This window comes from Mixta sp. (assembly GCF_024610815.1).
Lineage (GTDB): Bacteria > Pseudomonadota > Gammaproteobacteria > Enterobacterales > Enterobacteriaceae > Mixta > Mixta calida.
In genome coordinates this window covers 1-23,474 of record NZ_JANION010000057.1, presented here as the reverse complement: position 1 = coordinate 23,474, position 23,474 = coordinate 1, and the positions used below count along the sequence as shown (strand labels likewise).

At 56.2% G+C, this 23,474-nt stretch carries 28 protein-coding genes; 7 read left to right on the top strand and 21 right to left on the bottom strand.

Translation table 11 applies throughout. The annotated features are described in order from the left end of the window. Positions 1-18 precede the first annotated feature (18 nt). The 3 genes from MYY08_RS03470 to MYY08_RS03460 form a co-directional block, all read right to left on the bottom strand. Positions 19-825 carry a mannosyl-3-phosphoglycerate phosphatase-related protein gene (locus MYY08_RS03470; RefSeq protein ID WP_288013183.1) on the bottom strand — a complete coding sequence of 269 codons (807 nt, stop codon included), beginning with the start codon at positions 823-825 and terminating at the stop codon, positions 19-21. Positions 826-1,213: 388 nt separating this feature from the next. Then, complete coding sequence (locus MYY08_RS03465; protein ID WP_121495295.1) at positions 1,214-1,423, bottom strand: DUF2525 domain-containing protein; 210 nt, start codon at positions 1,421-1,423, stop codon at positions 1,214-1,216. Beyond that, positions 1,413-1,670, bottom strand: a complete 258-nt coding sequence (locus MYY08_RS03460; RefSeq protein WP_288013179.1) for a hypothetical protein — start codon at positions 1,668-1,670, stop codon at positions 1,413-1,415. Before MYY08_RS03460 ends, MYY08_RS03465 begins: the two co-directional genes overlap by 11 nt. Before the next feature lie 89 nt (positions 1,671-1,759). On the opposite strand from MYY08_RS03460, the gene MYY08_RS03455 reads away from it, so the two are divergent. Together MYY08_RS03455 and dsrB are read left to right on the top strand one after the other, a co-directional pair. After that, entirely contained in the window at positions 1,760-1,918 is a 159-nt protein-coding gene (locus MYY08_RS03455) for a YqaE/Pmp3 family membrane protein (protein WP_038625380.1), read from the top strand. A 57-nt stretch (positions 1,919-1,975) separates the two neighbouring features. Beyond that, complete coding sequence (gene dsrB, locus MYY08_RS03450; RefSeq protein ID WP_038625382.1) at positions 1,976-2,173, top strand: protein DsrB; 198 nt, start codon at positions 1,976-1,978, stop codon at positions 2,171-2,173. A 52-nt stretch (positions 2,174-2,225) separates the two neighbouring features. Here dsrB and MYY08_RS03445 read toward each other — a convergent pair whose 3' ends face one another. From MYY08_RS03445 to fliF, 15 genes are all read right to left on the bottom strand, one after another. Further along, entirely contained in the window at positions 2,226-3,926 is a 1,701-nt protein-coding gene (locus MYY08_RS03445) for a methyl-accepting chemotaxis protein (RefSeq protein ID WP_084971312.1), read from the bottom strand. A gap of 144 nt (positions 3,927-4,070) precedes the next feature. Further along, positions 4,071-4,706 (bottom strand): transcriptional regulator RcsA, encoded by a 636-nt coding sequence (gene rcsA, locus MYY08_RS03440; protein ID WP_038625386.1) that lies wholly within the window; start codon positions 4,704-4,706, stop codon positions 4,071-4,073. Between the two features lie 650 nt (positions 4,707-5,356). Continuing rightward, positions 5,357-6,142 (bottom strand): flagellar biosynthetic protein FliR, encoded by a 786-nt coding sequence (gene fliR, locus MYY08_RS03435; RefSeq protein ID WP_038625388.1) that lies wholly within the window; start codon positions 6,140-6,142, stop codon positions 5,357-5,359. Between the two features lie 47 nt (positions 6,143-6,189). Beyond that, positions 6,190-6,459 carry a flagellar biosynthesis protein FliQ gene (gene fliQ, locus MYY08_RS03430; protein ID WP_038625390.1) on the bottom strand — a complete coding sequence of 90 codons (270 nt, stop codon included), beginning with the start codon at positions 6,457-6,459 and terminating at the stop codon, positions 6,190-6,192. A 14-nt stretch (positions 6,460-6,473) separates the two neighbouring features. Continuing rightward, complete coding sequence (fliP, locus tag MYY08_RS03425) at positions 6,474-7,205, bottom strand: flagellar type III secretion system pore protein FliP (protein WP_038629957.1); 732 nt, start codon at positions 7,203-7,205, stop codon at positions 6,474-6,476. Beyond that, positions 7,205-7,609, bottom strand: coding sequence for a flagellar biosynthetic protein FliO (gene fliO / locus MYY08_RS03420; protein ID WP_084971319.1), 405 nt, complete (start codon positions 7,607-7,609; stop codon positions 7,205-7,207). The genes fliP and fliO overlap by 1 nt, the downstream gene beginning before the upstream one ends. A gap of 2 nt (positions 7,610-7,611) precedes the next feature. Beyond that, the gene (gene fliN / locus MYY08_RS03415; protein WP_038625392.1) at positions 7,612-8,022 is read right to left on the bottom strand and encodes a flagellar motor switch protein FliN; all 411 of its coding nucleotides are present in this window, start codon (positions 8,020-8,022) and stop codon (positions 7,612-7,614) included. Further along, positions 8,015-9,022, bottom strand: coding sequence for a flagellar motor switch protein FliM (gene fliM / locus MYY08_RS03410; RefSeq protein WP_084971315.1), 1,008 nt, complete (start codon positions 9,020-9,022; stop codon positions 8,015-8,017). The genes fliN and fliM overlap by 8 nt, the downstream gene beginning before the upstream one ends. A gap of 4 nt (positions 9,023-9,026) precedes the next feature. Further along, positions 9,027-9,509, bottom strand: a complete 483-nt coding sequence (fliL, locus tag MYY08_RS03405; RefSeq protein ID WP_038625397.1) for a flagellar basal body-associated protein FliL — start codon at positions 9,507-9,509, stop codon at positions 9,027-9,029. A gap of 132 nt (positions 9,510-9,641) precedes the next feature. Beyond that, the gene (locus MYY08_RS03400) at positions 9,642-10,901 is read right to left on the bottom strand and encodes a flagellar hook-length control protein FliK (RefSeq protein WP_038625399.1); all 1,260 of its coding nucleotides are present in this window, start codon (positions 10,899-10,901) and stop codon (positions 9,642-9,644) included. After that, positions 10,898-11,344: a flagellar export protein FliJ gene (fliJ, locus tag MYY08_RS03395; protein ID WP_038625402.1), complete on the bottom strand. Its 447-nt coding sequence runs from the start codon at positions 11,342-11,344 to the stop codon at positions 10,898-10,900. Before fliJ ends, MYY08_RS03400 begins: the two co-directional genes overlap by 4 nt. A gap of 44 nt (positions 11,345-11,388) precedes the next feature. Beyond that, the gene (gene fliI, locus MYY08_RS03390; RefSeq protein WP_038625404.1) at positions 11,389-12,750 is read right to left on the bottom strand and encodes a flagellar protein export ATPase FliI; all 1,362 of its coding nucleotides are present in this window, start codon (positions 12,748-12,750) and stop codon (positions 11,389-11,391) included. Next, entirely contained in the window at positions 12,750-13,457 is a 708-nt protein-coding gene (gene fliH, locus MYY08_RS03385; RefSeq protein ID WP_190295975.1) for a flagellar assembly protein FliH, read from the bottom strand. The genes fliI and fliH overlap by 1 nt, the downstream gene beginning before the upstream one ends. Continuing rightward, positions 13,450-14,442: a flagellar motor switch protein FliG gene (gene fliG / locus MYY08_RS03380; protein ID WP_038625408.1), complete on the bottom strand. Its 993-nt coding sequence runs from the start codon at positions 14,440-14,442 to the stop codon at positions 13,450-13,452. The genes fliH and fliG overlap by 8 nt, the downstream gene beginning before the upstream one ends. Then, entirely contained in the window at positions 14,439-16,157 is a 1,719-nt protein-coding gene (fliF, locus tag MYY08_RS03375; RefSeq protein ID WP_288013161.1) for a flagellar basal-body MS-ring/collar protein FliF, read from the bottom strand. The genes fliG and fliF overlap by 4 nt, the downstream gene beginning before the upstream one ends. 226 nt (positions 16,158-16,383) lie before the next feature. On the opposite strand from fliF, the gene fliE reads away from it, so the two are divergent. Together fliE and MYY08_RS03365 are read left to right on the top strand one after the other, a co-directional pair. Next, positions 16,384-16,695, top strand: a complete 312-nt coding sequence (gene fliE, locus MYY08_RS03370) for a flagellar hook-basal body complex protein FliE (RefSeq protein WP_190295973.1) — start codon at positions 16,384-16,386, stop codon at positions 16,693-16,695. 132 nt (positions 16,696-16,827) lie between these two features. Then, positions 16,828-17,094, top strand: a complete 267-nt coding sequence (locus tag MYY08_RS03365; protein WP_190295972.1) for a hypothetical protein — start codon at positions 16,828-16,830, stop codon at positions 17,092-17,094. A 90-nt stretch (positions 17,095-17,184) separates the two neighbouring features. Here the strand turns inward: MYY08_RS03365 and MYY08_RS03360 are convergent, their stop codons facing one another. Further along, entirely contained in the window at positions 17,185-18,075 is an 891-nt protein-coding gene (locus MYY08_RS03360) for a LysR family transcriptional regulator (RefSeq protein ID WP_159378703.1), read from the bottom strand. Positions 18,076-18,180: 105 nt separating this feature from the next. On the opposite strand from MYY08_RS03360, the gene MYY08_RS03355 reads away from it, so the two are divergent. Beyond that, positions 18,181-19,050: an SDR family oxidoreductase gene (locus MYY08_RS03355; protein WP_190295971.1), complete on the top strand. Its 870-nt coding sequence runs from the start codon at positions 18,181-18,183 to the stop codon at positions 19,048-19,050. A gap of 122 nt (positions 19,051-19,172) precedes the next feature. Here MYY08_RS03355 and MYY08_RS03350 read toward each other — a convergent pair whose 3' ends face one another. Continuing rightward, positions 19,173-20,171, bottom strand: coding sequence for an aldo/keto reductase (locus tag MYY08_RS03350; protein WP_084970432.1), 999 nt, complete (start codon positions 20,169-20,171; stop codon positions 19,173-19,175). Positions 20,172-20,513: 342 nt separating this feature from the next. On the opposite strand from MYY08_RS03350, the gene MYY08_RS03345 reads away from it, so the two are divergent. Further along, the gene (locus MYY08_RS03345; RefSeq protein ID WP_038625423.1) at positions 20,514-21,737 is read left to right on the top strand and encodes an MFS transporter; all 1,224 of its coding nucleotides are present in this window, start codon (positions 20,514-20,516) and stop codon (positions 21,735-21,737) included. Positions 21,738-22,049: 312 nt separating this feature from the next. Here the strand turns inward: MYY08_RS03345 and MYY08_RS03340 are convergent, their stop codons facing one another. Continuing rightward, complete coding sequence (locus MYY08_RS03340; protein ID WP_084970434.1) at positions 22,050-22,637, bottom strand: TetR/AcrR family transcriptional regulator; 588 nt, start codon at positions 22,635-22,637, stop codon at positions 22,050-22,052. Positions 22,638-22,774: 137 nt separating this feature from the next. On the opposite strand from MYY08_RS03340, the gene MYY08_RS03335 reads away from it, so the two are divergent. Continuing rightward, positions 22,775-23,173, top strand: coding sequence for a RidA family protein (locus MYY08_RS03335; RefSeq protein ID WP_038625428.1), 399 nt, complete (start codon positions 22,775-22,777; stop codon positions 23,171-23,173). Positions 23,174-23,474: the final 301 nt, after the last annotated feature.

Here is a 23,474-nt window from a genome sequence, read left to right as displayed (position 1 = left end):
GTTAACGCCGCGCCTGGGTCATTCCTGTGAGATAAAATAGTCGAGGCCTTCGCACCAGCCAGCGGGGCCATATTCCGTGGTTTGATAGACGTGACACTCATCCTGGCGCGTCAGCTCAACCGGGCTTTTGCTGAATCCCTTAATGACGACGGCGTAATCGACGCTGTCCAGCATCGGCGCGTCGTTCGGGCCGTCGCCAAGCCCGACGGTAATAAAGCGTTTTCCTCCCGATGTGGTCATATTTTGCAACAGCCAGCGTAGCGCCTCGCCTTTGCCGCTGCCTTTCGGCATGACGTGCCAGAAACGGCCGCCCTGCACCAGCATCAGCGACGCCTGTTCCAGCGCCTGGCGGAAGAGGGCGAGCTGTTCATCGCTGTCGCGCCAGACCAGCGTTTCCGACGCCTCGCGCATGCGCGCCAGCGCCGCTTCGGCGGGCGGCAGACCGGTAATGGCCGCCAGCTCTTTCTCGGTAAAATCGCTAAAGCCGGTAAAGCGGAAATGGTGCTGCTGCTGCAAGCGGCGCAGACAGTGGCAGATTTCGCTATAGTCTTTGCCCGCGTGGTGACGCACCATCTCGCCCTGCGCATTATCGATCTGCACCAGCGCGCCGTTTTCAGCAATAAAAGGCGCGCCGGGAAAGCCGAGCCGCTGCTGCAACGGAATAATCTCCGCTGAGGTTTTGCTGGTGCAGATCACCAGCGGGATCTGCGCGTCACGCAGCCGCGCCAGCCAGGGTTCCGCCGGCTGCCAGCTGTAGGTGTGGTGATCTAACAGCGATCCGTCGAGGTCGGTGACGATCATTAAGGGATCTTGCAAATTCGGCATGCCAAAGTCCTCATGGTAACGGCGTCCGATGGGGTAAATGCTCTGCCTAAGTATAACGAGAGTTGTTAATTGTGAGGGACGTGGAGATAAAAGGCGCGTTTCGTACAGGCTCAGAAAATTCTGGAAAATAGCGCGTTTGTTGTCAGAAAAGGCGAAATGCTAAGCGCGCCTAATAAAGTGAAATCTCTCTGCTTTTCCAGCGCGGCGTGAGAAAACAGGGCGGAAAAGGCGGCATTATGCAGAATGAATAAGATTTATCTTAAGGGATGTTTAACGTACTCTGGCAGCGTAAGGGAATTTCCTGGTGTAACGAATTTCATTGACGACTCTGTCATCCCGGCCCTAACAGGCCGGGATTTTTTTATGTACGATCCCGCGTATACCGCTGTTAACGATGCATTTCGCTGACCGAACAATCATGAATATCGAGTTCAAACGCTTCTTCCAGCGCTGAATGACCACGCGCGCGCCTTTCAGCATCCTGTTGCTCCCATTCATTTCCTTCATCCATGCGGTTAAAACATTGCGCGCCAGCGAAAGGGGAACGCGGTTCAGCACTGTCAGACGACGAGCCGCTGTAGCGAGAGTCACTGTTCATAACCGCCTCCGACGCCAGGATGGACGCAAAAAGTATAGGCGATGCGGGCCAGGTTGTTGCGAGCGGGATCGCGGCAGGGAACAAATAAGAAAATACCTAAAAAAAGCCCGCGAAGCGCGGGCAAAATCCTTGTTACTTTTAGGTTGACTGCGCCTGTGGGGTTGGTGCAGTGGCGATAAGTGTAGGCAAAAAGCGTGTCTGAAGTCTTGCGGGAAAACGTTAAGAAAATGAAAATGTCCGATGCCATATTTCTTAACCTTTACCAGACCTTACAGGCAATTAATAACCTTCCTGCTACACTTACCCATGGATAAAATCTACAAAACAGGAGAAGTTATGGATTTATTGCGCATTATTATCGCCATTTTGTTACCGCCGCTGGGTGTCTTTTTACAGGTAGGTTTTGGCGGCGCATTCTGGCTGAATATCCTGCTAACGCTGTTGGGCTATATCCCCGGCATCATTCATGCGGTCTGGGTTATTGCGCGGCGTTAATTCGCCGTTTATTCTCCGCTGTAACGGTAATGGCCTGAGCAGGGGAACATAATAAACATGAAGGTAAACGATCGCGTTACGGTAAAAACCGATGGCGGTCCGCGGCGGCCCGGCACCGTATTGGCGGTAGAGGATTTTAATGAAGGCACCATGTATCTGGTGGCGCTGGAGGATTATCCGCTGGGGATCTGGTTTTTTAACGAAACCGGACACGACGACGGCATTTTCGTCGAGCCCGCTTCAGGCGGCGAATAAAGAAAACCACCTCTCAGGAGGTGGTTTTTTTATCTCAGCGCATCACGCCTGATTAAAAGGTTTCCCAGTTCTCATTTTCAGCCAGCGCAGGACGCAGCTTCGCTGCTGGCGGCGCTTTCTGCGGCGCGGCGACTTTCGGTGACGAAGCGGTTTCCTGCTGTGACAGACGAAACGCGGCGACGGCCTGCGTCAGGCGCGCGGCCTGTTCCTCAAGCGAGGCGGCGGCAGATGAGGCTTCTTCTACCAGCGAGGCGTTTTGCTGCGTCACGTTATCCATCTCCGTTACCGCCAGGCTGACCTGCTGAATGCCGCGGCTCTGCTCGTCGGAGGCGGCGGCGATCTCCGCCATAATATCGGTAACGCGTCGCACCGCCTCGACAATATCGGTCATGGTGGCGCCTGCATGGCTGACCTGCTCAGATCCCTGGCCAATCAGATGCACCGATTCGGCGATCAGCGCCTCAATCTCTTTCGCCGCCTGAGCGCTGCGCTGCGCGAGGTTGCGCACTTCGCTGGCGACCACGGCGAAGCCGCGTCCCTGTTCCCCGGCACGCGCCGCTTCCACCGCCGCGTTAAGCGCCAGGATGTTGGTCTGGAAAGCGATGCTGTTGATCACGGTGGTGATCTCGGCGATTTTCTTCGAGCTGCCGGAGATATTGTTCATCGTGCTGATAACGCCGCTAACGATATCGCCGCCCTCCCGTGCTTTGCCGGAGGCGTCAGCCGCCAGCTGGCTGGCGTGATGGGCGTTATCGGCGTTCTGTTTCACCGTGGCGGTCAGCTGCTCCATGCTGGCGGCGGTCTGCTCCAGCGCCGACGCCTGCTGTTCGGTGCGTGACGACAGATCGGTATTGCCGGCGCTGATTTCGCCAGAACCCTGATAGATCGCCACCGCGCCTTCGCGCACCACGCCAACGGTAGTCACCAGCGCCTGCTGCATCGCCTGCAGGTTAGCGCTCAGCACGCCGATTTCGCCACGGCCCCAGCGGCGGGGCGGGGCGGTGAGGTCGCCGGCGGCGATGCGCGCGATGCTTTCGCCCGCCTGATGCAGCGGCTGGATCACCACGCGACGCAGGAAGATAAAGGTCATCAGCGTCAGCACCAGCGCGACGGCGAACGCCAGGCCCATAATCAGGTAGCCGAGATGCGACTGCGCGGTGGCCTGCTGATTGATCGCTTCGGCGCGAGCGGTGCGGATCTGAATCGCTTTTAACAGCACTTCGTTATAACTGTCGTCGAGCTTGCGGGTAATGTCCGTTTCCTGCGCAATCACTCCTTCAAAGCTGCCCTGTTTGGCGGACTGTACCATCGGCATCACGCCTTTTTCCAGGTAGCTGTTAAAACGCGCCTGCAACGGCGCGTCCAGCGCGCTGTCCGCTTCGCCTTTATTGGGACGATTCTGATAGGTAGTAAAATTTTGCTGCGCCTGGCCGAGACGCTTCTCAACCGCGCTCAGAATAGAGCGAAACTCCTCCATTTCGCCTATGCGCGCGGCGGCGGCGGCATGGATCACCAGCAGCCGGGCGGTGCGCAGGTGGTTGGAGCTGTTGGAGAGCGCCATGCGAATCTGGATTTCCTGCGTCGCCTCATCCAGAGACCGGTTGCTTTGCTGTAAAAACCAGCCGGACAGGCCGATGCTCAGGGCGAAAAGCACCAGGATACCGGTGAAAATCGTCGTGAACATAGGAACCAAACGCAGATGCTGCCAAAAACTGACCCGATCGTGGGCCCCGTCAGGGGAGGTGGTTTTCATATCCTTTTGCTCTCTGTAAGTAAGGTAGGCGATGTCAGATCGGTATTAGCATCGGCAACCCCGGCAAAAGGCTTAGTGGGATAAATGAGAGGTAGGTCGCAAAACGGAGAAGCAATAAAAAAGGCCGGCAGAGCCGGCCTTTTTTTATCTTACATTCACATAGATGCCGGACGTGACGTTGTCCGTTAAGCGCACCACATGGTAGATCACCTGTTTATTATGCGTTTTGATCTTACGCTTGATATTGCCTTTATGCGACGAAACCGTCTTGGCTTTAATTTGCATCTTGTCGGAAATCTGTATGGTGTCATGTCCTGACATCCACATTTTCAGCATATTAGATTCCGTCTGGCTAAGCGTCAGTGGATTGACATCGATGCCAGAAGAGGCGCGCGTAGACGCGCTGATTTTCTTTTGCAGGTAGCTGCTTAATAATTTATCCAACGTGGCGGACTTTATCGATTTTGACGTAATAATCAGGTTCTTACGAACGTAGAGGTATTCCTCAAAATGGATATTGGCAATCGCCATAAATATAAAAAATATGGTGTCAGGGTGCTGAAGAATAATATTACGAATACGCTCGCTGGAGTCTGCCTCATGAATGAAGCACTCTTCATTAATAAAGACGACGCCAGGTTTTACCTGCTGACACTTAATTTGTAGCTGTTCAATGTCGTTAACGGATGAGATATTTTTCTTTTTAACTCCCTTTGTTGCCATGTAGTCCATTAATCCCAGACGTGTGTAGTTGCATGAATCCATAATAATCGTTGGCATGATAGCGACCCTCACCAATTTGTTATCCGTTTAAATCAACGATGAATACGCGTTCGCGGTACGGGAAAGATTTCTATTAACAATCTTGTAATTTTACTCAGCTGTGTTGAATTCTTAACAGAGCATGGCTGAGGTCATCTTTCTTCCTTGTAACTACAGCAGATTTTTCGCAGGGCAAGATAAATCACTGCCTTAAGCGCAGCAGAACGCGAGAGGCGGCCTGTCAGTAACGACATTTGGCTCTGGCGTACGTCTTATGCGGCTTTTAAGAACGTTGTCACTATCTCGCACAACTAAGATAATCCTGATAGGACAATTCTTAAAAGCATTTACTTCTCGAATGTGTGAAGAATTCGAGAGCGATGACAATGCCGTAAAAATCCATTTTAGACAAGAAAAAACGGCAGAAAAATTTTTCCTTTCGAAAACATTCACTTGCGCGTTCAACCCGTGCTGGACCTGAGTTTATGCCCGTTGCGAATTCCATTTTAAAATACGCGAAGCGCCATTTAATGCGAATAAATTTCACCACCAGGCACTATTTATCAGATTTTCCTCAGTGAAATTCTGATAAAAATGGTTCGAAAAGTACTCAGAAACATTGTGGGTGCTTAAGTGTAGCTATCTTACAGATTAAGAAATGTTGGAGTTTACTTTTGCGGCATTTCAGAAAGTATGTCAGAAAGTAAATCAAATACTTCACTGAAAAGGTGCTCACAGAAAGGAGCGAGAAGGGGCATAAGTATGCCAATTGTTAAAATTCCGATCGATAAGGTTACGGGGAAACCTATCGCGAAAACGGATAGCTGAGGTGCAACACGGTTTAACAAACCCAGGGCCAGGTTAATGGTGAGCAACAGAATGATTAGCGGAAGCGCAAGTCGCATTCCGTTGAGGAAAATTAACCCCCCCGCTTTGGCAAGCGCCAGGAATGCATTGGCGTTAAGTGGGTCTCCGCCAATCGGCAATGTATGAAAACTGTCCGCCAGCAGCGAGATCAGCCATAGATGCCCGTTGAAGGTTAAAAACAGCAGCATCGCCAGCATATCAAGAAAGCGCGCCAGCACCGGCATATTCAGGCGGCTGCCCGGATCGAAGAAGGTAGCAAAAGAGAGCCCCATCTGTAATCCGATTAGTTCACCCGCCATGCGCACCGCCGCAAAGGCGAACTGCATGGTGAAGCCTAACGCAATGCCAATCAACAGTTGTTGAATCAACAGCCAAAAACCGCCGACGGAAAACAGCGTAACATTAACCGGCGGTAATGTTGGCGCCAGTATCCAGGTGATCATCACCGCCAGACCGATTTTGACCTTCTTACTTACGGAATGTTCGCTGAAAATAGGCGCGGTGCTGAACAGCGCCAGCAGACGCACCAGCGGCCAGAAGAACTGACCGACCCACAGCATAAGTTGGCTGCTGTCCAGCGTTACCATAAATCGCGTCTCTTAAAACCGGAAAGGCGGCGCGCCGACAGCGTCGGCTAGCCAATTATGTAGGGCAGGTTGCTGAACAGCGTGCGGATATAGTCCAGCAGCAGGTTCAGCATCCACGGACCGGCGACCACTACGGTCGCGGCGACGGCCAGAATTTTGGGAATAAAGGAGAGCGTCTGTTCGTTCACCTGCGTGGCCGCCTGCAGCAGGCTGATAATCAGGCCGCTGACCAGCGCGGCCAGCAGCAGCGGCGCGGCGACCATCAGGGCGACTTTCATCGCGTCGTGGCCAAGGACCATTACCGATTCTGGGGTCATGATTGCTCCGGGTATCAGGAATAAAAGCTCTGCGCCAGAGAACCGACCAGCAGCTGCCAGCCATCCACCAACACGAACAACATCAGCTTAAATGGCAGGGCAATCGTTGCCGGCGGTACCATCATCATCCCCAGCGCCATCAGCACGCTGGCAATGACCAGATCGATAATCAAAAACGGAATAAAGACGGTGAAGCCAATCTGAAACGCGGTCTTCAGCTCGCTGGTGACGTAAGCGGGCAACAGGATACGCATCGGCACCGCTTCCGGTCCGGCGATCGGCGCCGTATTCGCCAGCCGGGCGAACAGCGCAAGATCCGCTTCGCGCGTCTGACGCAGCATAAATTCACGCAGCGGCTGCGCGCCTTTCTCCAGCGCCACGTCCATCGTGATTTTGTCCTGACTGAACGGCAGGTAGGCGTCCTGATAAATTTTGTCGAACACCGGCGCCATGATAAAGAAGGTCAGGAACAGCGACAGTCCCAGCAGCACCTGGTTCGGCGGCGCGGAGGGCGTGCCGAGCGCGTTGCGCAGCAGGCCGAAGACGATAATGATGCGCGTAAAGCTGGTCATCATCAGCAAAATGGCCGGCAAAAAGGTCAGCGAGGTGATGAACACCAGCGTCTGCACCGGCAGAGACCAGCTCTGTCCGCCGCCAGGCAGCGGCTGAGTAACCAGACCAGGCAACTGAGCATGCACCTCAGGCGCTAACAGCAGCAGAGGCAGCAACGGAAGCAGGCGACGAATCATTGGGGTTTTCCGGGACGTTTCACTAACGTCTGTAAAATCTGACGGAAGTCAGGTGCCGCCTGGGCGGGCGGCGCATCCTGTTGTTCGGGAGCTTTGGGCGGCAGCGTATGCAGATGGGTAATCTGCTGCGCAGTCACGCCCAGTACCAGTCGGGCATCTTCCACGTCGACGATCACTACGCGCTCGCGCTGACCGATCTGCACGCTGGCGCTGATTTTCAGCGCCTGCGGGCCGCCAAGACGCTTGGGCGCGAAGCCGAAGCGTTTCGCCAGCCAGGCGCAGGCGAGGATCAGCAGCACGATGCCCGCCAGCACGCTGCTGACCTGAGTCAGCGCGGAACCGGTGGAGAAAGCGGGCTGTGCGGCGTGCAGGGAAGAGGCCTGCTGGGTATGGCTATTCATCATTAACGGCTCAGGCGACGCATACGTTCAGACGGCGTGATAATGTCGGTGATGCGCACGCCATATTTATCATTGACCACCACCACTTCGCCCTGGGCGATCAGGTAGCCGTTGATCAGGATATCCAGCGGCTCGCCGGCGAGACCTTCCAGCGCCACCACCGAACCCTGCGTCAGACGCAGCAGCTCCTTGATGGTCATCTTGGTGCGGCCCAGCTCAACGGTCAGCTTGACCGGAATATCCATGATCAAATCGATATCCTGCAGCGAACCGCCGATATCTTTGCTCTCCAGGGACTTGAAGACGCTCTCCGTGGATGACGCGCTGTCGGCTGCGGCTTGTTCACCCATCGCCTCAGCCCACAGATCGTCCGCAGAGATGTTGTCATTGGACGTGTTATTGCTGTCACTCATCGGGCTGTTCCTCATTCAGCGAATTCAAAATCGGGTTAATCAAGTGTTCTACACGCAGCGCGTACTGTCCGTTCAGGGTACCGTACTGGCTGGTCAGCACCGGCACGCCATCGACATGGGCGATAATGCGATCCGGTTTTTCAATCGGTAATACATCGCCGGGCTTCAGCTGCAGTATGCGCGACAGGCGCAGAGAAACGTCGGCGAAGGTGGCGATCAGCTCCAGCTCGGAGTGCTGCACCTGTTTCACCAGCGTTTCGCGCCAGTGCTGATCTTCCTGTCGGGAGTTTTCCAGCGGCGGGTTGACCAGCAGTTCGCGCAGCGGCTCGATCATGCTGAAGGGGATACAGATATTGAATTCCCCTACCAGGTTACCGATCTCCACCTGAAACGGCGTGGTGACCACAATATCGTTCGGCGAGGTGGTGATGTTGGTGAACTTCACCTGCATCTCCGAACGCACATATTCAACATCCAGCGGATAAATCGCTTTCCATGCGTCGCTGTAGCCTTCCAGCGCCAGCTTGAGCATACGGCGGATTACGCGCTGTTCCGTGTGGGTAAATTCGCGTCCTTCCACTTTCGTGGGGAAGCGGCCGTCGCCCCCGAACAGGTTGTCCACCGCGATAAACACCAGGCTGGGCGAGAACACGAACAGAGCGGTTCCGCGCAGCGGCTTCAGGTGGATCAGGTTCAGGTTGGTCGGCACCGGCAGGTTGCGGGCGAATTCATGATACGGCTGAATTTTAATCGCACCGACGCTGATATCCGGGCTACGACGCAACAGGTTAAACAGCCCCATACGGAACTGACGCGCAAAACGTTCGTTGATGATTTCCAGCGCCTGCAGACGCTCGCGCACCACGCGACGCTGGGTATTAGGGTCGTAGGGACGAATGTTGTCATCGCCCGTACTTTTATTCTTATCATCTTCCGCGCTTTCGCTGTCGCCATTGAGAAGCGCGTCAATCTCAGCTTGTGAAAGAATGCTATCGCCCATTAACTCACCTCAAAATGAAGGCGGTAAACAGTACATCGTTTACGACCTGCGGAGGTTGACCTTTAACCAGCGGCGGCGCCAGCGACTGCTTGATCTGTTCCACCAGCGCCTGCTTGCCCTGTTCGGACGCCAGCTTCAGCGAATCCTGGCGGGAAAGCAGCAGCAGCAACCGGCTACGAACTTCAGGCAGGTAGTCGTTCATGCGAAGGCGCGTCGCCTCGTCGGGCAGACGCAGGGTAAAGCCTACGTACAGCACGCGATCGGGATCGTTATCCGCATTGACCAGGTTAACCGTAAATGTATCAAGAGCAAAAAAGACCGGTGCGGCAGGCGGTTCCACTTTCGCAGCGCCCTGATGACCGTCGGTTTTATTCATTATTCGCCAGACTGCATAGCCTGCCACGCTGCAAGCGGCCAGCGTTACAACCAGTAACACCGGAATCAGGATGGAACGTTTGCGGCCTTTGGCTTTCGCGTTATCAGACATTTTGCAGAAATACCCTGTGAATTATCTGGGGCAGGCCGTAGTGGCGAGCCGAGAGTGATTATCCCGCGTCTCTCGCCGATCAATGGGGGGAAAAGACGCGCCTTTTGCTTTTACCTTTGGCGTTTGTTGCCGTCAGGCGAATGTATCGACAGCGCTGCTACCGGCCGCGCGCGCCTGTAAAGCGGCGGGAACGGCGAGCGGCGTGACGTCGTTATCGTTGTCCGGCGTCAGGGAGAATCCGCCCTGCGCCTGGTCGCGGCGCGACTCCTGCTGACCGCCGAAGCTCTGGCTCTGCGGGAAGGCGTCGCTGCCGATGTTGCTCTGGCTCAGGTTGATGCCGCTTTCCGCCAGCGCGGTGCGCAGATGCGGCAGGGCGGCTTCCAGCGCGGCGCGCACCTGGCTGTGGCCGGAGATCATGTTCAACTGCGCCTGGTCGTTATCCAGCTTCAAACTGATCTGGATCGCGCCCAAATCGTCCGGGTGCAGACGCAGTTCGGCGTTCTGCTGTCCGTTGCGGCTAAACATCAATACCTGCTGGCTCACCGCCTGCTGCCACTCCGGGCTGCCCAGCTGCGCGTTGATCTGCGGCGCGGTCGGCGTCATGGCCGTGGCTGACGCCGCAGGCTGCGCGACGGCGGCGGTAGCGCTGTTCATGGCGGCCGACAGCGCGCTCAGCGTTTGCGGCGGCAGGCTCTCTTTATTTTCTTTTACCTCATCCTGCTTTACGCCGTTCAGCATGTTCTGGAACGCGGCGCTGTTGCCGATATCGCCGCTATCCGTCGTGGCGGCCGTCGTCAGACCCGCCGCGTTGACGCTGGCGGATTTATCCGCCAGGGCGTCGGCCGCTGTTGGCTGCTGCGCGTTCAGCGCCGCCAGCGTCGCTTTTAAACTGCCGTTCTGCCCGCCCAACGGCGCGGCAAGGCTGTCGCCCTGCAGTTTCAGTTCGCTGCTCTTCGCCGCCTGCTGCACAAATGGCGTTTGCGGCAGCATGGCGAACAGCGCCTGCAAAGATTGCTGGTCCGCCGCGCTTAACGTGTCACGTTTCAGCTCATCCTTATCATCGGCGAGTTTGCCGCTCTCTTTAGTCTTTTCGGGCGCCAGCAACGCATTAAGCGCGTCCGGTTTTTCCAGCGCCGCCAGCAGCGAGTTCAGCTCGGTGGTCGGCGCGTTCTCCGCCTGCGCCTTATCGCCGCCGACGGCGATCGACGCTTTATCGTCGCCCTGTTTCGTCAGCGTCAGCAGACGGTTGCCGAGCAGGGTAAGAAATGCTTCCGGCAGCTGCCCGGCTGCGGCGGCGGTATTGTCGCCGCCGACCGCGCCGGCGGTGCTGGCGGAAAGGTCAGCGCCGCTTCCGACGCTGAGAGTGTTGACCGATGTTGGCAGCTTAATCATTCGCCTTTCCTCAATGACGCCCGCTGGGCATACTCATCCATCCGTTTCTGATCGAGACGGTTTTCCTGTAATAATTCGTTCGCCTGCGAGCGCGCCTGCAGCGTCTCCCAGGCATGCAGTCGTTGCTGTTTATTGCGCCAGACGTCCAGCGCCTGTTCGACTTTCTGGTTGCACTGCGCCAGCTGATGGCGGTGCTGCTCAATGGCCTTTTCCAGCGTCTGAATAAACTGGTGATAGTTGGTCCAGCGCGAACTGGCGATGCCGGTCGACATATTGTCGTTCAGCTTATTGCGGTATTCATCCTGGTAGTTCAGCAGCATGTTGAGCTGTTCGTCAGCCTGCTGCTGCGCGCGGCGCATGGTGCCCAGTCGGATCGCCGCGTCTTCCACCTCTTTCTGCGCCAGGTCGCGCAGGGTTTCCATCGCACTGTTTGGTTTTGCCATCGTAAGGTGACCTCACTCCTCGCGTCGGGCCTGGCCCGGCGACATCAACCAAAGATCGCCTGCAGGTGCAGGCAGGCATCGTCATAGCTGCTGCGCTCGAAGATGCCCTGTTGCAGAAAGGCTTCCAGCATCGGCCAGAGCTTGATCGCTTTATCCAGCATCGGATCGCTGCCGGCCGCATAGGCGCCGACGCTGATCAGGTCGCGGTTGCGCTGATAGCTGGAGAGCAGCTGCTTAAACTGGCGCACGCGCGCGTAGTGGGTTTCATCGATCAGCGCAGTCATCGCGCGGCTGATGGAGGCTTCAATATCGATGGCCGGATAGTGGCCCGCCTCCGCCAGGCGCCGCGACAGCACCACATGGCCGTCGAGGATGGCGCGCGCGGAGTCGGCGATCGGGTCCTGCTGATCGTCGCCTTCCGTCAGCACGGTATAAAAGGCGGTGATCGAACCGCCGCCGTCGATGCCGTTGCCGGCGCGTTCGACCAGCGCGGGCAGCTTGGCGAACACCGAAGGCGGATAGCCTTTGGTCGCCGGCGGCTCGCCGATCGCCAGCGCGATTTCACGCTGCGCCATCGCGTAGCGGGTCAGGGAGTCCATGATCAGCAGCACATGCTGTCCGCGATCGCGGAAATCTTCGGCGATGCGCGTGGCGTAGGCGGCGCCCTGCATACGTAGCAGAGGAGAAACGTCCGCCGGGGCGGCGATCACCACCGAGCGCGCGCGGCCCTCGGTGCCAAGAATATTTTCGATAAAGTCTTTTACTTCGCGGCCACGTTCGCCGATCAGCCCGACGACGATCACGTCCGCTTTGGTGTAGCGTGCCATCATGCCGAGCAGCACCGATTTACCGACGCCGGAACCGGCGAACAGGCCCATACGCTGACCGCGGCCGACGGTGAGCAGGGCGTTGATCGCCCGCACGCCGGTATCCAGCACGTCGGTGATCGGGGTACGCTGCAAGGGGTTGAACGGCGGGGTGATCAGCGGGGCGCGGTAGCCGGTTTCCGGCGCGGGCAGGCCGTCGAGCGGACGGCCGCTGCCGTCCAGCACGCGACCCAGCAGCTGCGGACCCAGCATCAGCTGTTTGCCGCTCTGCGCATTGTCGCCGTTGCCGCGTGCAAAGACGCGCGCGCCGGGCAGAATGCCTTCGACTTCTTCCAGCGGCATCAGAAACAGTTTCTGACCGTTAAATCCGACCACTTCGCTTTCAACTTCCGCGATCTGTTTGCCGTCGTTGCGCTCAATAACGCAGGTGGCGCCGAGCGGCAGTTGCAAGCCGGTCGCCTCCAGCACCAGGCCGGTGGCGCGCGTCAGGCGGCCGTAGCGGCGCACGGTGGGCACTTCCGCCAGGCGCTGTTCAAAGCTGTCCAGCGAACCTAACCAGCGGGAAAGACGAGTGGTCATTACAGCTCTCCAGGCGCCGCCAGGCGGCACAGCTCATGCCAGCGCGTCGCCACGCTGGCGTCTAAATCGCCATCTTCGGCGCTCAGCTTGCAGCCGCCGGGGTGCAGCGAACTGTCCGCCAGCAGGCGCCAGCCGTGCAGATCGAGCGTCGGGCCGAGCGTCTGCTCAACGCGTTGCAGATCGTCAGGATGCACGCGCAGCTGCGGTTTGCCGCTGAACATCGGCTCCTGCTGGATCATCTGCTGAATTTGTCGCAGCAGGGCGGAACCGTCCACCGCCGTGGCCTGGCCGATCACCTGGCGCGCCGCTTCCAGCGCCAGCTGCAGCAGCCGGGAAGCGATGACGCTGTCGAGCGCTTCCAGCGTGTGCTGGAATTCGGTCACCAATTGCTGCATGCGCGCCTGAATCGGCGCCTGCTGCTGCTGCGCTTCCGTCAGGCCCTGCTGAAAACCGGCGTCGAAGCCCGCCTGCTTGCCTTCGTTAAAGCCTTTTTGCTGACCCTCGGCGTAGCCCTGCGCGTGCGCATCGAGACGCGCCTGCAGCTGAAGCTGCTCCAGCTGCGTCTGCTGCGACGGCTCTTCGCCTTCTTCATTGTCGACGAAGGCGAAATCGGGCTCCGCACGCGGCTCGCTGACTGGCTGATCGAACCGGGTTAAATCGTCAGGCTGCCAGCGCTGCCACGGACGGGAAGAAAAGGCATCAGACATAGGTTTCCTCGGCGCCGCCAATTACCATTTCGCCACTTTCCGCCAGACGACGGACGATGAGCAGGATCGCTTTCTGTTCGTTTTCCACCATCGACATACGCACCGGGCCGCGGTTGGCCAGGTCGTCGCGCAGGATATCGGCCGCACGTTGCGACATATTCTTGAGGAACTTCTCGCGCAGCGGCTGTTCGGCGCCTTTCAGGGCGACCAGCAGCGACTCGGACTCCACTTCCTGCAGCAGACGCTGGATACTGCGGTCGTCCACATCCACCAGGTTTTCGAACAGGAACATTTCGTCGATGATTTTCTGCGCCAGTTCGCCGTCGAATTCGCGCACCGCTTCCATAACCGCCTCTTCCTGATGCGTTTTCATCAGGTTGATGATTTCCGCCGCGGTTCTCACGCCGCCCATCTTCGCGCGCTTGAGGTTCTGGCCATCGAGCAGCGAGTTGAGCACTTCGGTCAGTTCCGCCAGCGCCGCCGGCTGGACGCCGCCGAAGGTGGCGATACGCAGCATCACGTCGTGACGCAGACGATCGTCAAACAGGGCGAGAATATCCGCCGCCTGCGAACGCTTCAGGTGCACCAGGATGGTGGCGATGATCTGCGGATGCTCGTCTCGGATCAGATCGGCCGCCGCTGGCGGTTCCATAAAGTTGAGCGTTTCCATGCCGCTGGTGGTTTCGCGCGTTTCCAGAATATCTTCCAGCAGCGTCGCCGCGCGCTCTTCGCCCAGCGCTTTCACCAGCACCGAACGCAGGTAGTCGTTGGAGTTGAGGCTCAGCGCCGCAAACTGTTCGGCGTCGGCTTCAAACTCGCGCAGCACGTCGGCCAGCTGCTGGTGCGACACCTGACGCATATTGGCCATCGCCGCGCTGAGGTGCTGTACCTCGCGGGTGTTGAGGTGTTTGAACACCTCAGCCGCGCGGTCTTCTCCAATCGTCATCAGCAGGACGGCGCTTTTTTCAGTACCGGTCAGACTCATAGTTCGTTACTCATCCATTGGCGGATAACCAGCGCCACAATGCGCGGATCGTTTTCAGACATATCGCGGATGCGCTGGCTCATCACTTCGGCGCTCATGCGATGTTTAGACTTACGTTCCTGCTCCTGATCGTCTTTGCTGAGGGAGACAGAGAAGGCCTGATCTTCTTCACGCTGTTTCGCCTGCGCTGCCGCCTGCTCTGCCGCCAGTTTGGCCATCTCCTGCTTGCGCAGCAGCTGCGGACGCACCATCTTGCGGTAGAGAATGAAGGCGACCAGAGCAACGAGCAGCCAGCGTCCCGCATTCATCAGCTGGTCGAAGAACGACTGCTGCTGCCAGAACGGAAGGTCGCCGCCGGTTTCATCGGTCTGCGTAAACGGCGAGTTCACCACGTTGACGCTGTCACCGCGATCGGTGGAGTAGCCCATCGCTTCGCGCGTCAGATCTTCAATCTGTTTCAGCTGCGCGTCGGTCAGCGCCACCGCTTTGCCTTTCGCATCGGCGCGGTAGTTCACCACTACGGCGACAGAGAGACGTTTCACGCTGCCGACATTCATCTTGGTATGACGAATGGTGCGATCCAGCTCATAGTTGGTCGTGTCGTCGTGATGCGTGTTGGACGGCACGGCGCGCGCGCTGCTGTTGGTGCTGGCGGTGGTGCCGTTGTTGGCCGCCGCGTTATTCGCATTGGCGTTGTTGGCATTTGCGTTCGGCGTCACGATCGGCGCGCTGTTCGCCGGCGCCGGCTGGTTGGAGAGCGCGCCCGGCACGCCGCCCGGATACTGGCCGCCCAGCTGCTCGCTGCTGCTGCTCTGGCGTGAACGCACCGCGGCGTTGGCCGGATCGCTGTTCGGCTTATATTGTTCTTCCGTCTGTTCACGCGCGTCGAAATCGATCTGAGCGGTCACCTGCGCATGCACATTGCCGTTGCCGACGATCGGCGCGAGGATCGCTTCGATACGTTGCTGATAGCGGCTTTCTACTTCGGTGGCGTATTTCAGCTGCGCATCGTTGAGATCGCGGCCCGCCGCGTCGGAACGGGTCAGCAGGCGACCGCTCTGATCGACCACCGTCACGTTGCCCAGCGGCAGCCCGGCGACGCTGCTGGAGACCATATGCACGATGGCGCTGATCTGTCCTTCATCCAGCGCGCGTCCCGGCTGCAGCAGCAGCGTGACGGAGGCGGACGGGGATTTTTGCTCGCGAACGAACAGCGTTGGTTTCGGCATCGCCAGATGCACGCGCGCGCCTTTAACCGGGCCGAGCGTTTCGATAGTTCGCGACAGTTCGCCTTCCAGCGCGCGCTGGTAGTTCACCTGCTCGCTGAACTGGCTGATGCCGAACTTCTCTTTATCCAGCAGTTCAAACCCAACCGCGCCGCCTTTCGGCAGACCCTGTTGAGCGAGACGCAGGCGCAGTTCATGCACTTTCTCTGCGGGCACCATGAGCGCGCCGCCGTTCTCCTCGAAACGGTAGGGGATATTCATCTGAGTAAGCTGCGTCACGATCGCGCCGCCGTCCTCATTTGAGAGGTTGTTATAAAGGACGCGGTAATCAGGCGTTTTCGCCCAAAGCACCAGCGCGACAACGATGGCAGCGGCTGCGGCCACCGCGATAATCAGCGGTATCCGCGGATTTGCGCGCAGGCGAGCAAGAAGGTCACTGAAGCCTTTCTTATTTGCTGTATCCTGAGTTGCGGTAGCATTCATGACCATTTCCTGCCTGACAGTTGACCGGACTGTGTGTTAAGTGGTGACAAAACTGACTCCCTGATGCGGCTTAGAAAAGTTCCACTTCAATGGAGGCCATTATTTTCTGATTCGCCAATTTCGATGGGTCAAAAAGCCATGTCTTTTGCTGTCATTTACGCCCTTTGTCTTATTGACTTTGTGTTAAGTTTTGTTCCGTAAATCGAACAAGCCGCCAATAACGAGGGTTAACATGGCAATCCAGGGGATAGAAAGCGTCATTCAGCAGCTGCAGCTTGGCTCGCTGCAGGCAAGCAACAGAAGCACCGACACCAGCGCGCACGCCGACTTCGCTGCGCAGATGAAGGCCGCTCTGGATAAGATCAGCGACACGCAGAACAGCGCGCGTACGCAGGCACAAAATTTTGAATTGGGTAAACCGGGCATCGCGCTGAACGATGTGATGGTCGATCTGCAAAAATCCTCTATCTCTATGCAGATGGGCGTGCAGGTACGTAATAAACTGGTGGCCGCCTACCAGGAAATTATGAACATGCAGGTGTAGTGGAGTAGCTCACTCAATTTAATAAAATAACCTGGCCTGGCGTTCTCCTTCAGGGCAGATGCAGGACACATGGGGCCAGCTTTGCGGCCTGTCGCGCCGGTCTGCTTATGCTGCCGGTGACTGGCGCGCTGGGTGCGGTACGGAAACCTGAATGGCACCAAGCGCCGGGCTGATGATTCCTCCCGCTATCGCAGCGCGTTAATCACCTCAGCCACCGTCGGCGCGCTTTCGGCCATGACCGGCATTGAATCGCAGCTGAAAGCGCACCTGGGCATCAGCATGAACACAGGGCTGCGCCGATCCCAGCTCGCTGAGCTTGTTCCTTTTTTTGAGGAGAAGGGCGAGGAAAACGACGCACGGCGACTTCGGATGACGCTTGATATCGTCCAGGCTCATTAACAGTCCCATCGGCGCAGAGCAAGCGCTCGGGGCGCGATCAATACTAAAAAATCCCGCTCATCAACCCTGTTTCAGGGCTTCGGCATGCTTTTACCCTATAAAGTTAGCCAGTTCAGCAGAGGTTCCTTCAGGAAAGTTTTTTTTCAGCCAGGAGAGGAAGGCGGATACGCGTGGACTGAGCAGGCGCCGTGATGGATATAATACCCACAAAGCCGTTACAGGCCCTTCAGTGTCTCCCCATTTAACGAGCCTCCCGGCGGCCAGCTCGTTAAATACCAGAGATAACGGCAGACAGGCTATACCAACATCAAGCCTTACTGCATCACGGATCATGGTCATGGAAGAGAACGAAAGCACCGGATTAACCGTTATTATTGATGCTCCATCCGGCGTAATTAATGTCCAGTTTCTCTGCTGTCCGGTCGAGCCTCTGACAACTGCCGGGATAACAGCTTCATCAGGAGGCCAGGCCCGATGGGGGTTGGCCACCACTATTTGCGGATCGTGCAAAAATGGTCGGCCAATCAAGGTCTCATCTTCCTTTGGGTTCACCCGTATAACCAGATCATATCCCTCCTCGATCATCTCTACTTCACGGTCATCGGTCATGACTTCAAGCTGTATTCCGGGATAGTCGAGTACAAATTCGGCTGCGAGCTTGCCCATGGCGGTCTGGGCAAACAACAACGGAACGCTGATCCGCAAACGGCCTCTCGGTATTTTCCCTCCCGACGCTATCGTTACTGTCGCTTCCTCAAGTTCAGTAAGCAACTGACCCGTACGTTCAAACAGCGCCAGCCCTTCTTCCGTCAACCTGAGATTACGTGAACCTCGTTCGAACAGTCGTACCCCCAGACTTTCCTCTAATTCAGCTACGCGGCGCGACAGCGTCGCCTTGGGCCGCCCGGTAGCGCGCGCTGCCTTTCCAAAACCGCCATGCCGTGCAACAAGGTTGAAGTCTTTTATTGCCAGAAGATCCATGTGTTTCACCAGTGAGACAGAGAGTCTAAATATAGTGTCTATTCGCTCAATTTTGAATCAGTAATAATCATTTCACCCACACAGACCTCTCTCAGGAGAAACAAAATGACCATCTTTGTAACAGGCGCAACCGGCCGCGTCGGCCAGCATGTAGTAAAACAACTTGTCAAACGTGGCGCGGCTGTCCGCGTACTCACCCGCGACCCTTCCAAAGCCAACTTACCGTCAGGCGTTGACGTTGTTCAGGGCGATATGCTGGACGTTGATTCACTACGCAAGGCTTTCACTAATGTGAGTACGCTATTCCTGCTGAATACGGTCGCAGGTGACGAGTTTACGCAGGCAATCATCACCCTGAATATCGCACGTGAATATGGCGTGAAGCGGGTCGTCTATCTCTCCGTGTTACATGCCGATCGCTTCGTCAATGTGCCGCATTTTGCGGTTAAATCCGGCGCCGAACGCATGCTCGAAAAAATGGGATTCAGCGCCACCATTCTGCGCCCGGCCTACTTCATCGATAATGACCTGATGATTAAGGATGTGATCTTCAATCATGGCGTTTACCCTATGCCCATTGGCAGCAAAGGCATTGCCATGGTCGATGTACGAGACATTGCCGAAGTGGCTGCAATCGAACTTATTCGACGCGATCAGGCGCAAGGCGAACTGGCGTCTGAAACCATCAATCTTGTCGGTCCTGACACCCTTACCGGCATGGACGTAGCCGCTATCTGGACAGAGATTTTGGGTCGCCAGGTCATTTATGGTGGCGACGATCCTGCCGGGTTTGAGCAAAACCTGGCGACATTTATGCCGAAGTGGATGGCTTATGAAATGCGTTTGATGGCCGAGCGTTACGTCAGTGATGGGATGATGCCGGAATCTGGCGACGTTCAACGCCTGACCACCATCCTTGGGCGGCCGCTGCACGCTTACCGTGCCTTCGCGGCTGGCGTTTCAGCTGCTGAATGATAAGTAGGGCAGTATAACGTCAGCAGGAAAAATCCCTGGCGCGGCGTGAATAAATTATCACTATGGAAAGCGGACCTGGATAAGCAGGCGGCATAGCCGCCTGCTCACATGATCCCGGTGAATCAGCTATGTCCGGTTACGACATGAGGCACATACTCTTTTTCAAGTTCAGCGATTTCATCGTCAGTCAGGTCAATCTGCAACGCTGAAATCGCATCATCCAGCTGGCCGATTTTCGACGCGCCTACAATGGGCGCTGACACGCCTTGCTTATTCAGCACCCACGCCAGCGCTATCTGCGCCATCGACACGCCACGGGCTGCGGCTAACTTTTCCACCGCGTTAATGACTTTGTTATCTGCTTCTTCGGTTGCCGCATAAAGCAGGCGCGAAGTAGGATCGGTTTCATTACGCTTTGAGCTTTCGCCAACCGGCCGGGCAAGTTTACCGCGCGCAAGGGGACTCCATGGGATAAGCCCCACGCCCTGATCAAGGCACATCGGGAGCATCTCGCGCTCTTCCTCGCGGTAAAGCAGGTTGAGGTAATTTTGCATGCTGACGAACGGTGTCCAGTTATTGGCGCGTGCGGTTTCCTGCGCTTTCGCAAACTGCCAGGCATACATGGATGAGGCGCCGATGTAGCGCGCTTTTCCTGCTTTGACAACGTCATGCAACGCCTCCATGGTTTCTTCAATGGGCGTCGAATAGTCCCAACGGTGGATCTGATAAAGGTCAACGTAATCCGTATCCAGGCGCTTCAGGCTTTTATCAATTTCCGCCATGATGGATTTACGCGACAGCCCTTGTCCGTTCGGGCTGGTTTTGCTGCCCATCGCGCCCGGCGGGAAAAACACTTTCGTCGCCAGCACGACTTCATCGCGGTTTGTAAAAAACTCACGCAGGAATTTACCGACCATCATCTCCGACGTGCCGGCAGAGTAGCTGTTTGCTGTATCGAAGAAGTTAATGCCCTGTTCAACCGCATGGCGAAATATGGGACGTGCATCATTTTCGGCAAGCGTCCAGGGATGAGCGCCGGCGTCAGGCTGACCGAATGTCATACATCCCAGACACAGACGTGATATATCGAGCCCCGTAGAGCCTAACTTCGTGTATTCCATGAAAACCTCGCTCGTTGATAAAAGTATACGGCAGCCGGATGCCGCTAAAGCTATGCGTTGTTATATACCGGGGTGTTTCAGAATAGCAGTCAGCCAGGGCCTCTGCAGAGGGAAGTATGGCCGCACTCCTCATCACCGCGCTGTAAAGCTATTTATTTTTTTCAATAAGCTGGCGGCGCGTTATGCTGCATCGACGATCCGATCGGCTATTAGCGGTACCAAACCATCTGACATTGCGGCAGCGGCTGTTTCAGATTGCTACCGCAATTTATCCCAGGCCTTTATCATTAGGTCCTTTGAAATCGCCAACAGGGAGACGTCATTTTCTGACGAAGAAACCGCATGTCATACAATCCAGAAAGCATTGAAGAAACGCCGGGCAAGAAGCATAACGAGGCCCAGGGTTTTCTTTTTTCCATAGTGGGCGCCGTCGCGCTTTCTCACGCCTGCAACGATATGATTCAGGCCACGCTGCCCGCTATCTATCCATTACTAAAATCCAGCTATGCCCTTAGCTATACGCAGATAGGGATGATTGCGTTGGTTTACCAGATCACCGCCTCTTTGCTACAGCCCTGGGTGGGATTGTTTACCGATAAGCGCCCGATACCGCTGCTGTTGCCAGCGGGGATGGCGGTGACGTTACTCGGCATTGGTCTGATGTCCATTGCCGGGAGTTATGCCCTGTTACTTTTATCGTCTGCGCTGATCGGCGTCGGTTCATCGACCTTTCATCCAGAAGCCTCTCGCGTAGCGCGTATGGCATCCGGCGGCAGGTTCGGCACCGCCCAGTCCTGCTTTCAGGTCGGGGGCAACGCGGGTACTGCGTTCGGTCCGCTGCTGGCGGCGCTGCTCATCCTGCCACATGGCCAGTTATCGGTAGCCTGGCTGATGCTGATTGCTCTGCTGGCGATCGTTGTTCTCGCTAAAGTGAGCGCATGGTCAGCCACGCATGGCCATGCCCATATGCAAAAACACGCTACGGCTTCAGCGGCGCCTCTTCCGCGTAAACGCGTGATACTGGCGTTAAGCGTGGTGGGTGTGCTTCTTTTCGCCAAATTTAGCTATATCGCCTCAATCAGCAATTACTACACTTTTTATCTGCTGCAACGTTTCCAGTTGCCTGTTGAACAGGCGCAGTTCTGTCTGTTTGCCTTTCTTGCCTCGGTTGCGGTGGGTACCTTTATCGGTGGTCCTGTGGGCGACCGCATCGGGCGCAAAGCGGTTATATGGATATCATTCCTTGGCGTCATTCCGTTTGCGCTGATGCTGCCTCACGTTGACCTGTTCTGGACTATCACGCTGTCCGTAATTATTGGGCTGATCTTTTCCTCCGCCTTTGCCGCGCTGGTGGTCTATGCGCAGGAAGTGGTGCCCGGAAGGACGGGCATGGTATCGGGGATTATGTTCGGTACGATGTTTGGCGTAGGCGGTATCGCGGCGGCAGGGCTGGGGAAACTCGCTGATTTGTATGGTATCGCCTCGGTCTATCAGGCCTGTGCTTTTCTGCCTTTGCTGGGTTTAGCGACGTTATTGATGCCAGATACCCGAACAGCCAAACGTTAAAACGGTTTAAACGGTTGAAAGAAGACGGCAGACGGCTGCAAGCGGATGCTAACAACCCAAAAAGAAAGGGCTCAGGGTGAGAATCATGGAGATTTCACCCTGAAACTCCGGGTTAAACAAAATGACTTTCAAGGGGTTATCTTTAAAACACGGGGAAAGAAAGCGTTAGTTTCCTGAGAGTTTGACGCTGTTGCTTTTACTTTTAAGCCCGCAGATGACAACGTCACATCTGCAGGCTTAAGCAGAAAAATGCATCAGTAAAAGATAAAAATCGCGTTGAACGCTGTGTTGCAACTGTTGCTTTGCACTCTCTCAGGCGCGCAGGCCACTTGCCAACAGGGTAAACGCCTCTATCGCTTTAGGCAGCGTTACCTGCGGATTTTCGCTCGCCGCAATCCATAGTGCTGCATTCAGTGCGGCGCCGTTCAGCAGCCGCGCTGCTGCTTCGATATCCACGGGCTTTAATAAGCCGTTATCCATCATTTCGCTCAGGATGCCGCGCGTCGCTTCCAGACATGAATTTTGGCTTGGCCAACGAGAGGGATCGCCGAGAAAGGCCGGACCGTCCAGTAACACAATACGCTGCACTTCAGGATCGAGCGCCATCTCAATATAGGCAACGCCTTCCGCCAGCAGTTTGCTCCAGTCGTCAGCGGCTGAGGCGGCCCGTTCTCTGGCGCGTAAGGCGATTTCACTGTCAACCTGCGCCACCACGGCGGCCAGCAGACCCAATTTATCGCCAAAGTTATGGTAGAGCGCACCGCGCGTCAGCCCAACGCTGGCGGTTAACTCATCCATCGATGCTGCTGCAAAGCCTTTTTCCGCAAACGCTTTTCTTGCAGCGGCGATAAGCCTGGCGCGGTTTTCTTTCATTGCTTCAGCGCGACGTGTTGTTGCCATATCTGCTCCTTTTCACATACGGTACGTATTTTAATTGACATACGAGGCGTATGCATGCTCTATTCATATACGCAGTGTATCTTAAACGGAGAGACTGCGGATATATCAGACGACATTAACCTCTGTAAGGTGGATCTATGACCCAACGTGAAGCGATTTTTCCGGCCAGCCGCCATGCTTTGTATGAACAGCATGGCTACTCTGCCGCTATCCGTTCCGATAATCTGCTGTTTGTTTCCGGCCAGGTCGGCAGCCGTGCGGATGGTTCGCCGGAACCTGACTTCGCCGCCCAGGTGCGGCTGGCTTTCACCAATTTACAGGCAACGCTGGCGGCGGCAGGCTGTACCCTCGACGATCTGATTGATGTCACGACTTTCCATACCGACCCGGAAAACCAGTTCGCGACGATAATGCAGGTGAAGAACGAACTGTTTCCCCAGGCGCCTTATCCCAACTGGACAGCGGTAGGCGTCACCTGGCTGGCAGGGTTTGATTTTGAAATAAAAGTCATCGCACGTATTCCTGCATCTGCATGATGAGTGTTACTGACAGAACACGGATGTTCTTTTTGATGGCCTGTTTTATAACGCATTTCTGAAGGGAAGGGCCGCTTTTATAGCCTGAATGAAGTAGCAGTCATGGAGATGACTGGCCTTTCTAAAGAAGATCTCTGCTGCATTGATGCAGTTTAGCGCATAACATTCTGGTTTAGCGCGCTTAATACGGGCCGTGGCTCAGGATAAAAGTGCCGATGACTATTCGTACAGGGTGCTAACAGATAATAAAAATTCAGGGAAGTATTTAAGTCATTACGTCGCCATGTGCCTGATATCCCGG

What these genes read in the sequence shown, in the direction of transcription:
- fliH (WP_190295975.1), bottom strand. Translation starts at nt 13,457, where the DNA reads ATGTCTGATGCCTTTTCTTCCCGTCCGTGGCAGCGCTGGCAGCCTGAC.
- fliE (WP_190295973.1), top strand. Translation starts at nt 16,384, where the DNA reads ATGGCAATCCAGGGGATAGAAAGCGTCATTCAGCAGCTGCAGCTTGGC.
- fliR (WP_038625388.1), bottom strand. Translation starts at nt 6,142, where the DNA reads ATGGTAACGCTGGACAGCAGCCAACTTATGCTGTGGGTCGGTCAGTTC.
- fliF (WP_288013161.1), bottom strand. Translation starts at nt 16,157, where the DNA reads ATGGTCATGAATGCTACCGCAACTCAGGATACAGCAAATAAGAAAGGC.
- MYY08_RS03455 (WP_038625380.1), top strand. Translation starts at nt 1,760, where the DNA reads ATGGATTTATTGCGCATTATTATCGCCATTTTGTTACCGCCGCTGGGT.
- MYY08_RS03335 (WP_038625428.1), top strand. Translation starts at nt 22,775, where the DNA reads ATGACCCAACGTGAAGCGATTTTTCCGGCCAGCCGCCATGCTTTGTAT.
- fliI (WP_038625404.1), bottom strand. Translation starts at nt 12,750, where the DNA reads ATGACCACTCGTCTTTCCCGCTGGTTAGGTTCGCTGGACAGCTTTGAA.
- dsrB (WP_038625382.1), top strand. Translation starts at nt 1,976, where the DNA reads ATGAAGGTAAACGATCGCGTTACGGTAAAAACCGATGGCGGTCCGCGG.
- MYY08_RS03470 (WP_288013183.1), bottom strand. Translation starts at nt 825, where the DNA reads ATGCCGAATTTGCAAGATCCCTTAATGATCGTCACCGACCTCGACGGA.
- rcsA (WP_038625386.1), bottom strand. Translation starts at nt 4,706, where the DNA reads ATGCCAACGATTATTATGGATTCATGCAACTACACACGTCTGGGATTA.
- MYY08_RS03345 (WP_038625423.1), top strand. Translation starts at nt 20,514, where the DNA reads ATGTCATACAATCCAGAAAGCATTGAAGAAACGCCGGGCAAGAAGCAT.
- fliN (WP_038625392.1), bottom strand. Translation starts at nt 8,022, where the DNA reads ATGAGTGACAGCAATAACACGTCCAATGACAACATCTCTGCGGACGAT.
- MYY08_RS03465 (WP_121495295.1), bottom strand. Translation starts at nt 1,423, where the DNA reads ATGAACAGTGACTCTCGCTACAGCGGCTCGTCGTCTGACAGTGCTGAA.
- MYY08_RS03340 (WP_084970434.1), bottom strand. Translation starts at nt 22,637, where the DNA reads ATGGCAACAACACGTCGCGCTGAAGCAATGAAAGAAAACCGCGCCAGG.
- MYY08_RS03400 (WP_038625399.1), bottom strand. Translation starts at nt 10,901, where the DNA reads ATGATTAAGCTGCCAACATCGGTCAACACTCTCAGCGTCGGAAGCGGC.
- fliQ (WP_038625390.1), bottom strand. Translation starts at nt 6,459, where the DNA reads ATGACCCCAGAATCGGTAATGGTCCTTGGCCACGACGCGATGAAAGTC.
- fliL (WP_038625397.1), bottom strand. Translation starts at nt 9,509, where the DNA reads ATGTCTGATAACGCGAAAGCCAAAGGCCGCAAACGTTCCATCCTGATT.
- MYY08_RS03350 (WP_084970432.1), bottom strand. Translation starts at nt 20,171, where the DNA reads ATGGAATACACGAAGTTAGGCTCTACGGGGCTCGATATATCACGTCTG.
- fliO (WP_084971319.1), bottom strand. Translation starts at nt 7,609, where the DNA reads ATGAATAGCCATACCCAGCAGGCCTCTTCCCTGCACGCCGCACAGCCC.
- fliG (WP_038625408.1), bottom strand. Translation starts at nt 14,442, where the DNA reads ATGAGTCTGACCGGTACTGAAAAAAGCGCCGTCCTGCTGATGACGATT.
- MYY08_RS03360 (WP_159378703.1), bottom strand. Translation starts at nt 18,075, where the DNA reads ATGGATCTTCTGGCAATAAAAGACTTCAACCTTGTTGCACGGCATGGC.
- fliM (WP_084971315.1), bottom strand. Translation starts at nt 9,022, where the DNA reads ATGGGCGATAGCATTCTTTCACAAGCTGAGATTGACGCGCTTCTCAAT.
- fliJ (WP_038625402.1), bottom strand. Translation starts at nt 11,344, where the DNA reads ATGGCAAAACCAAACAGTGCGATGGAAACCCTGCGCGACCTGGCGCAG.
- MYY08_RS03445 (WP_084971312.1), bottom strand. Translation starts at nt 3,926, where the DNA reads ATGAAAACCACCTCCCCTGACGGGGCCCACGATCGGGTCAGTTTTTGG.
- MYY08_RS03460 (WP_288013179.1), bottom strand. Translation starts at nt 1,670, where the DNA reads ATGGCATCGGACATTTTCATTTTCTTAACGTTTTCCCGCAAGACTTCA.
- MYY08_RS03355 (WP_190295971.1), top strand. Translation starts at nt 18,181, where the DNA reads ATGACCATCTTTGTAACAGGCGCAACCGGCCGCGTCGGCCAGCATGTA.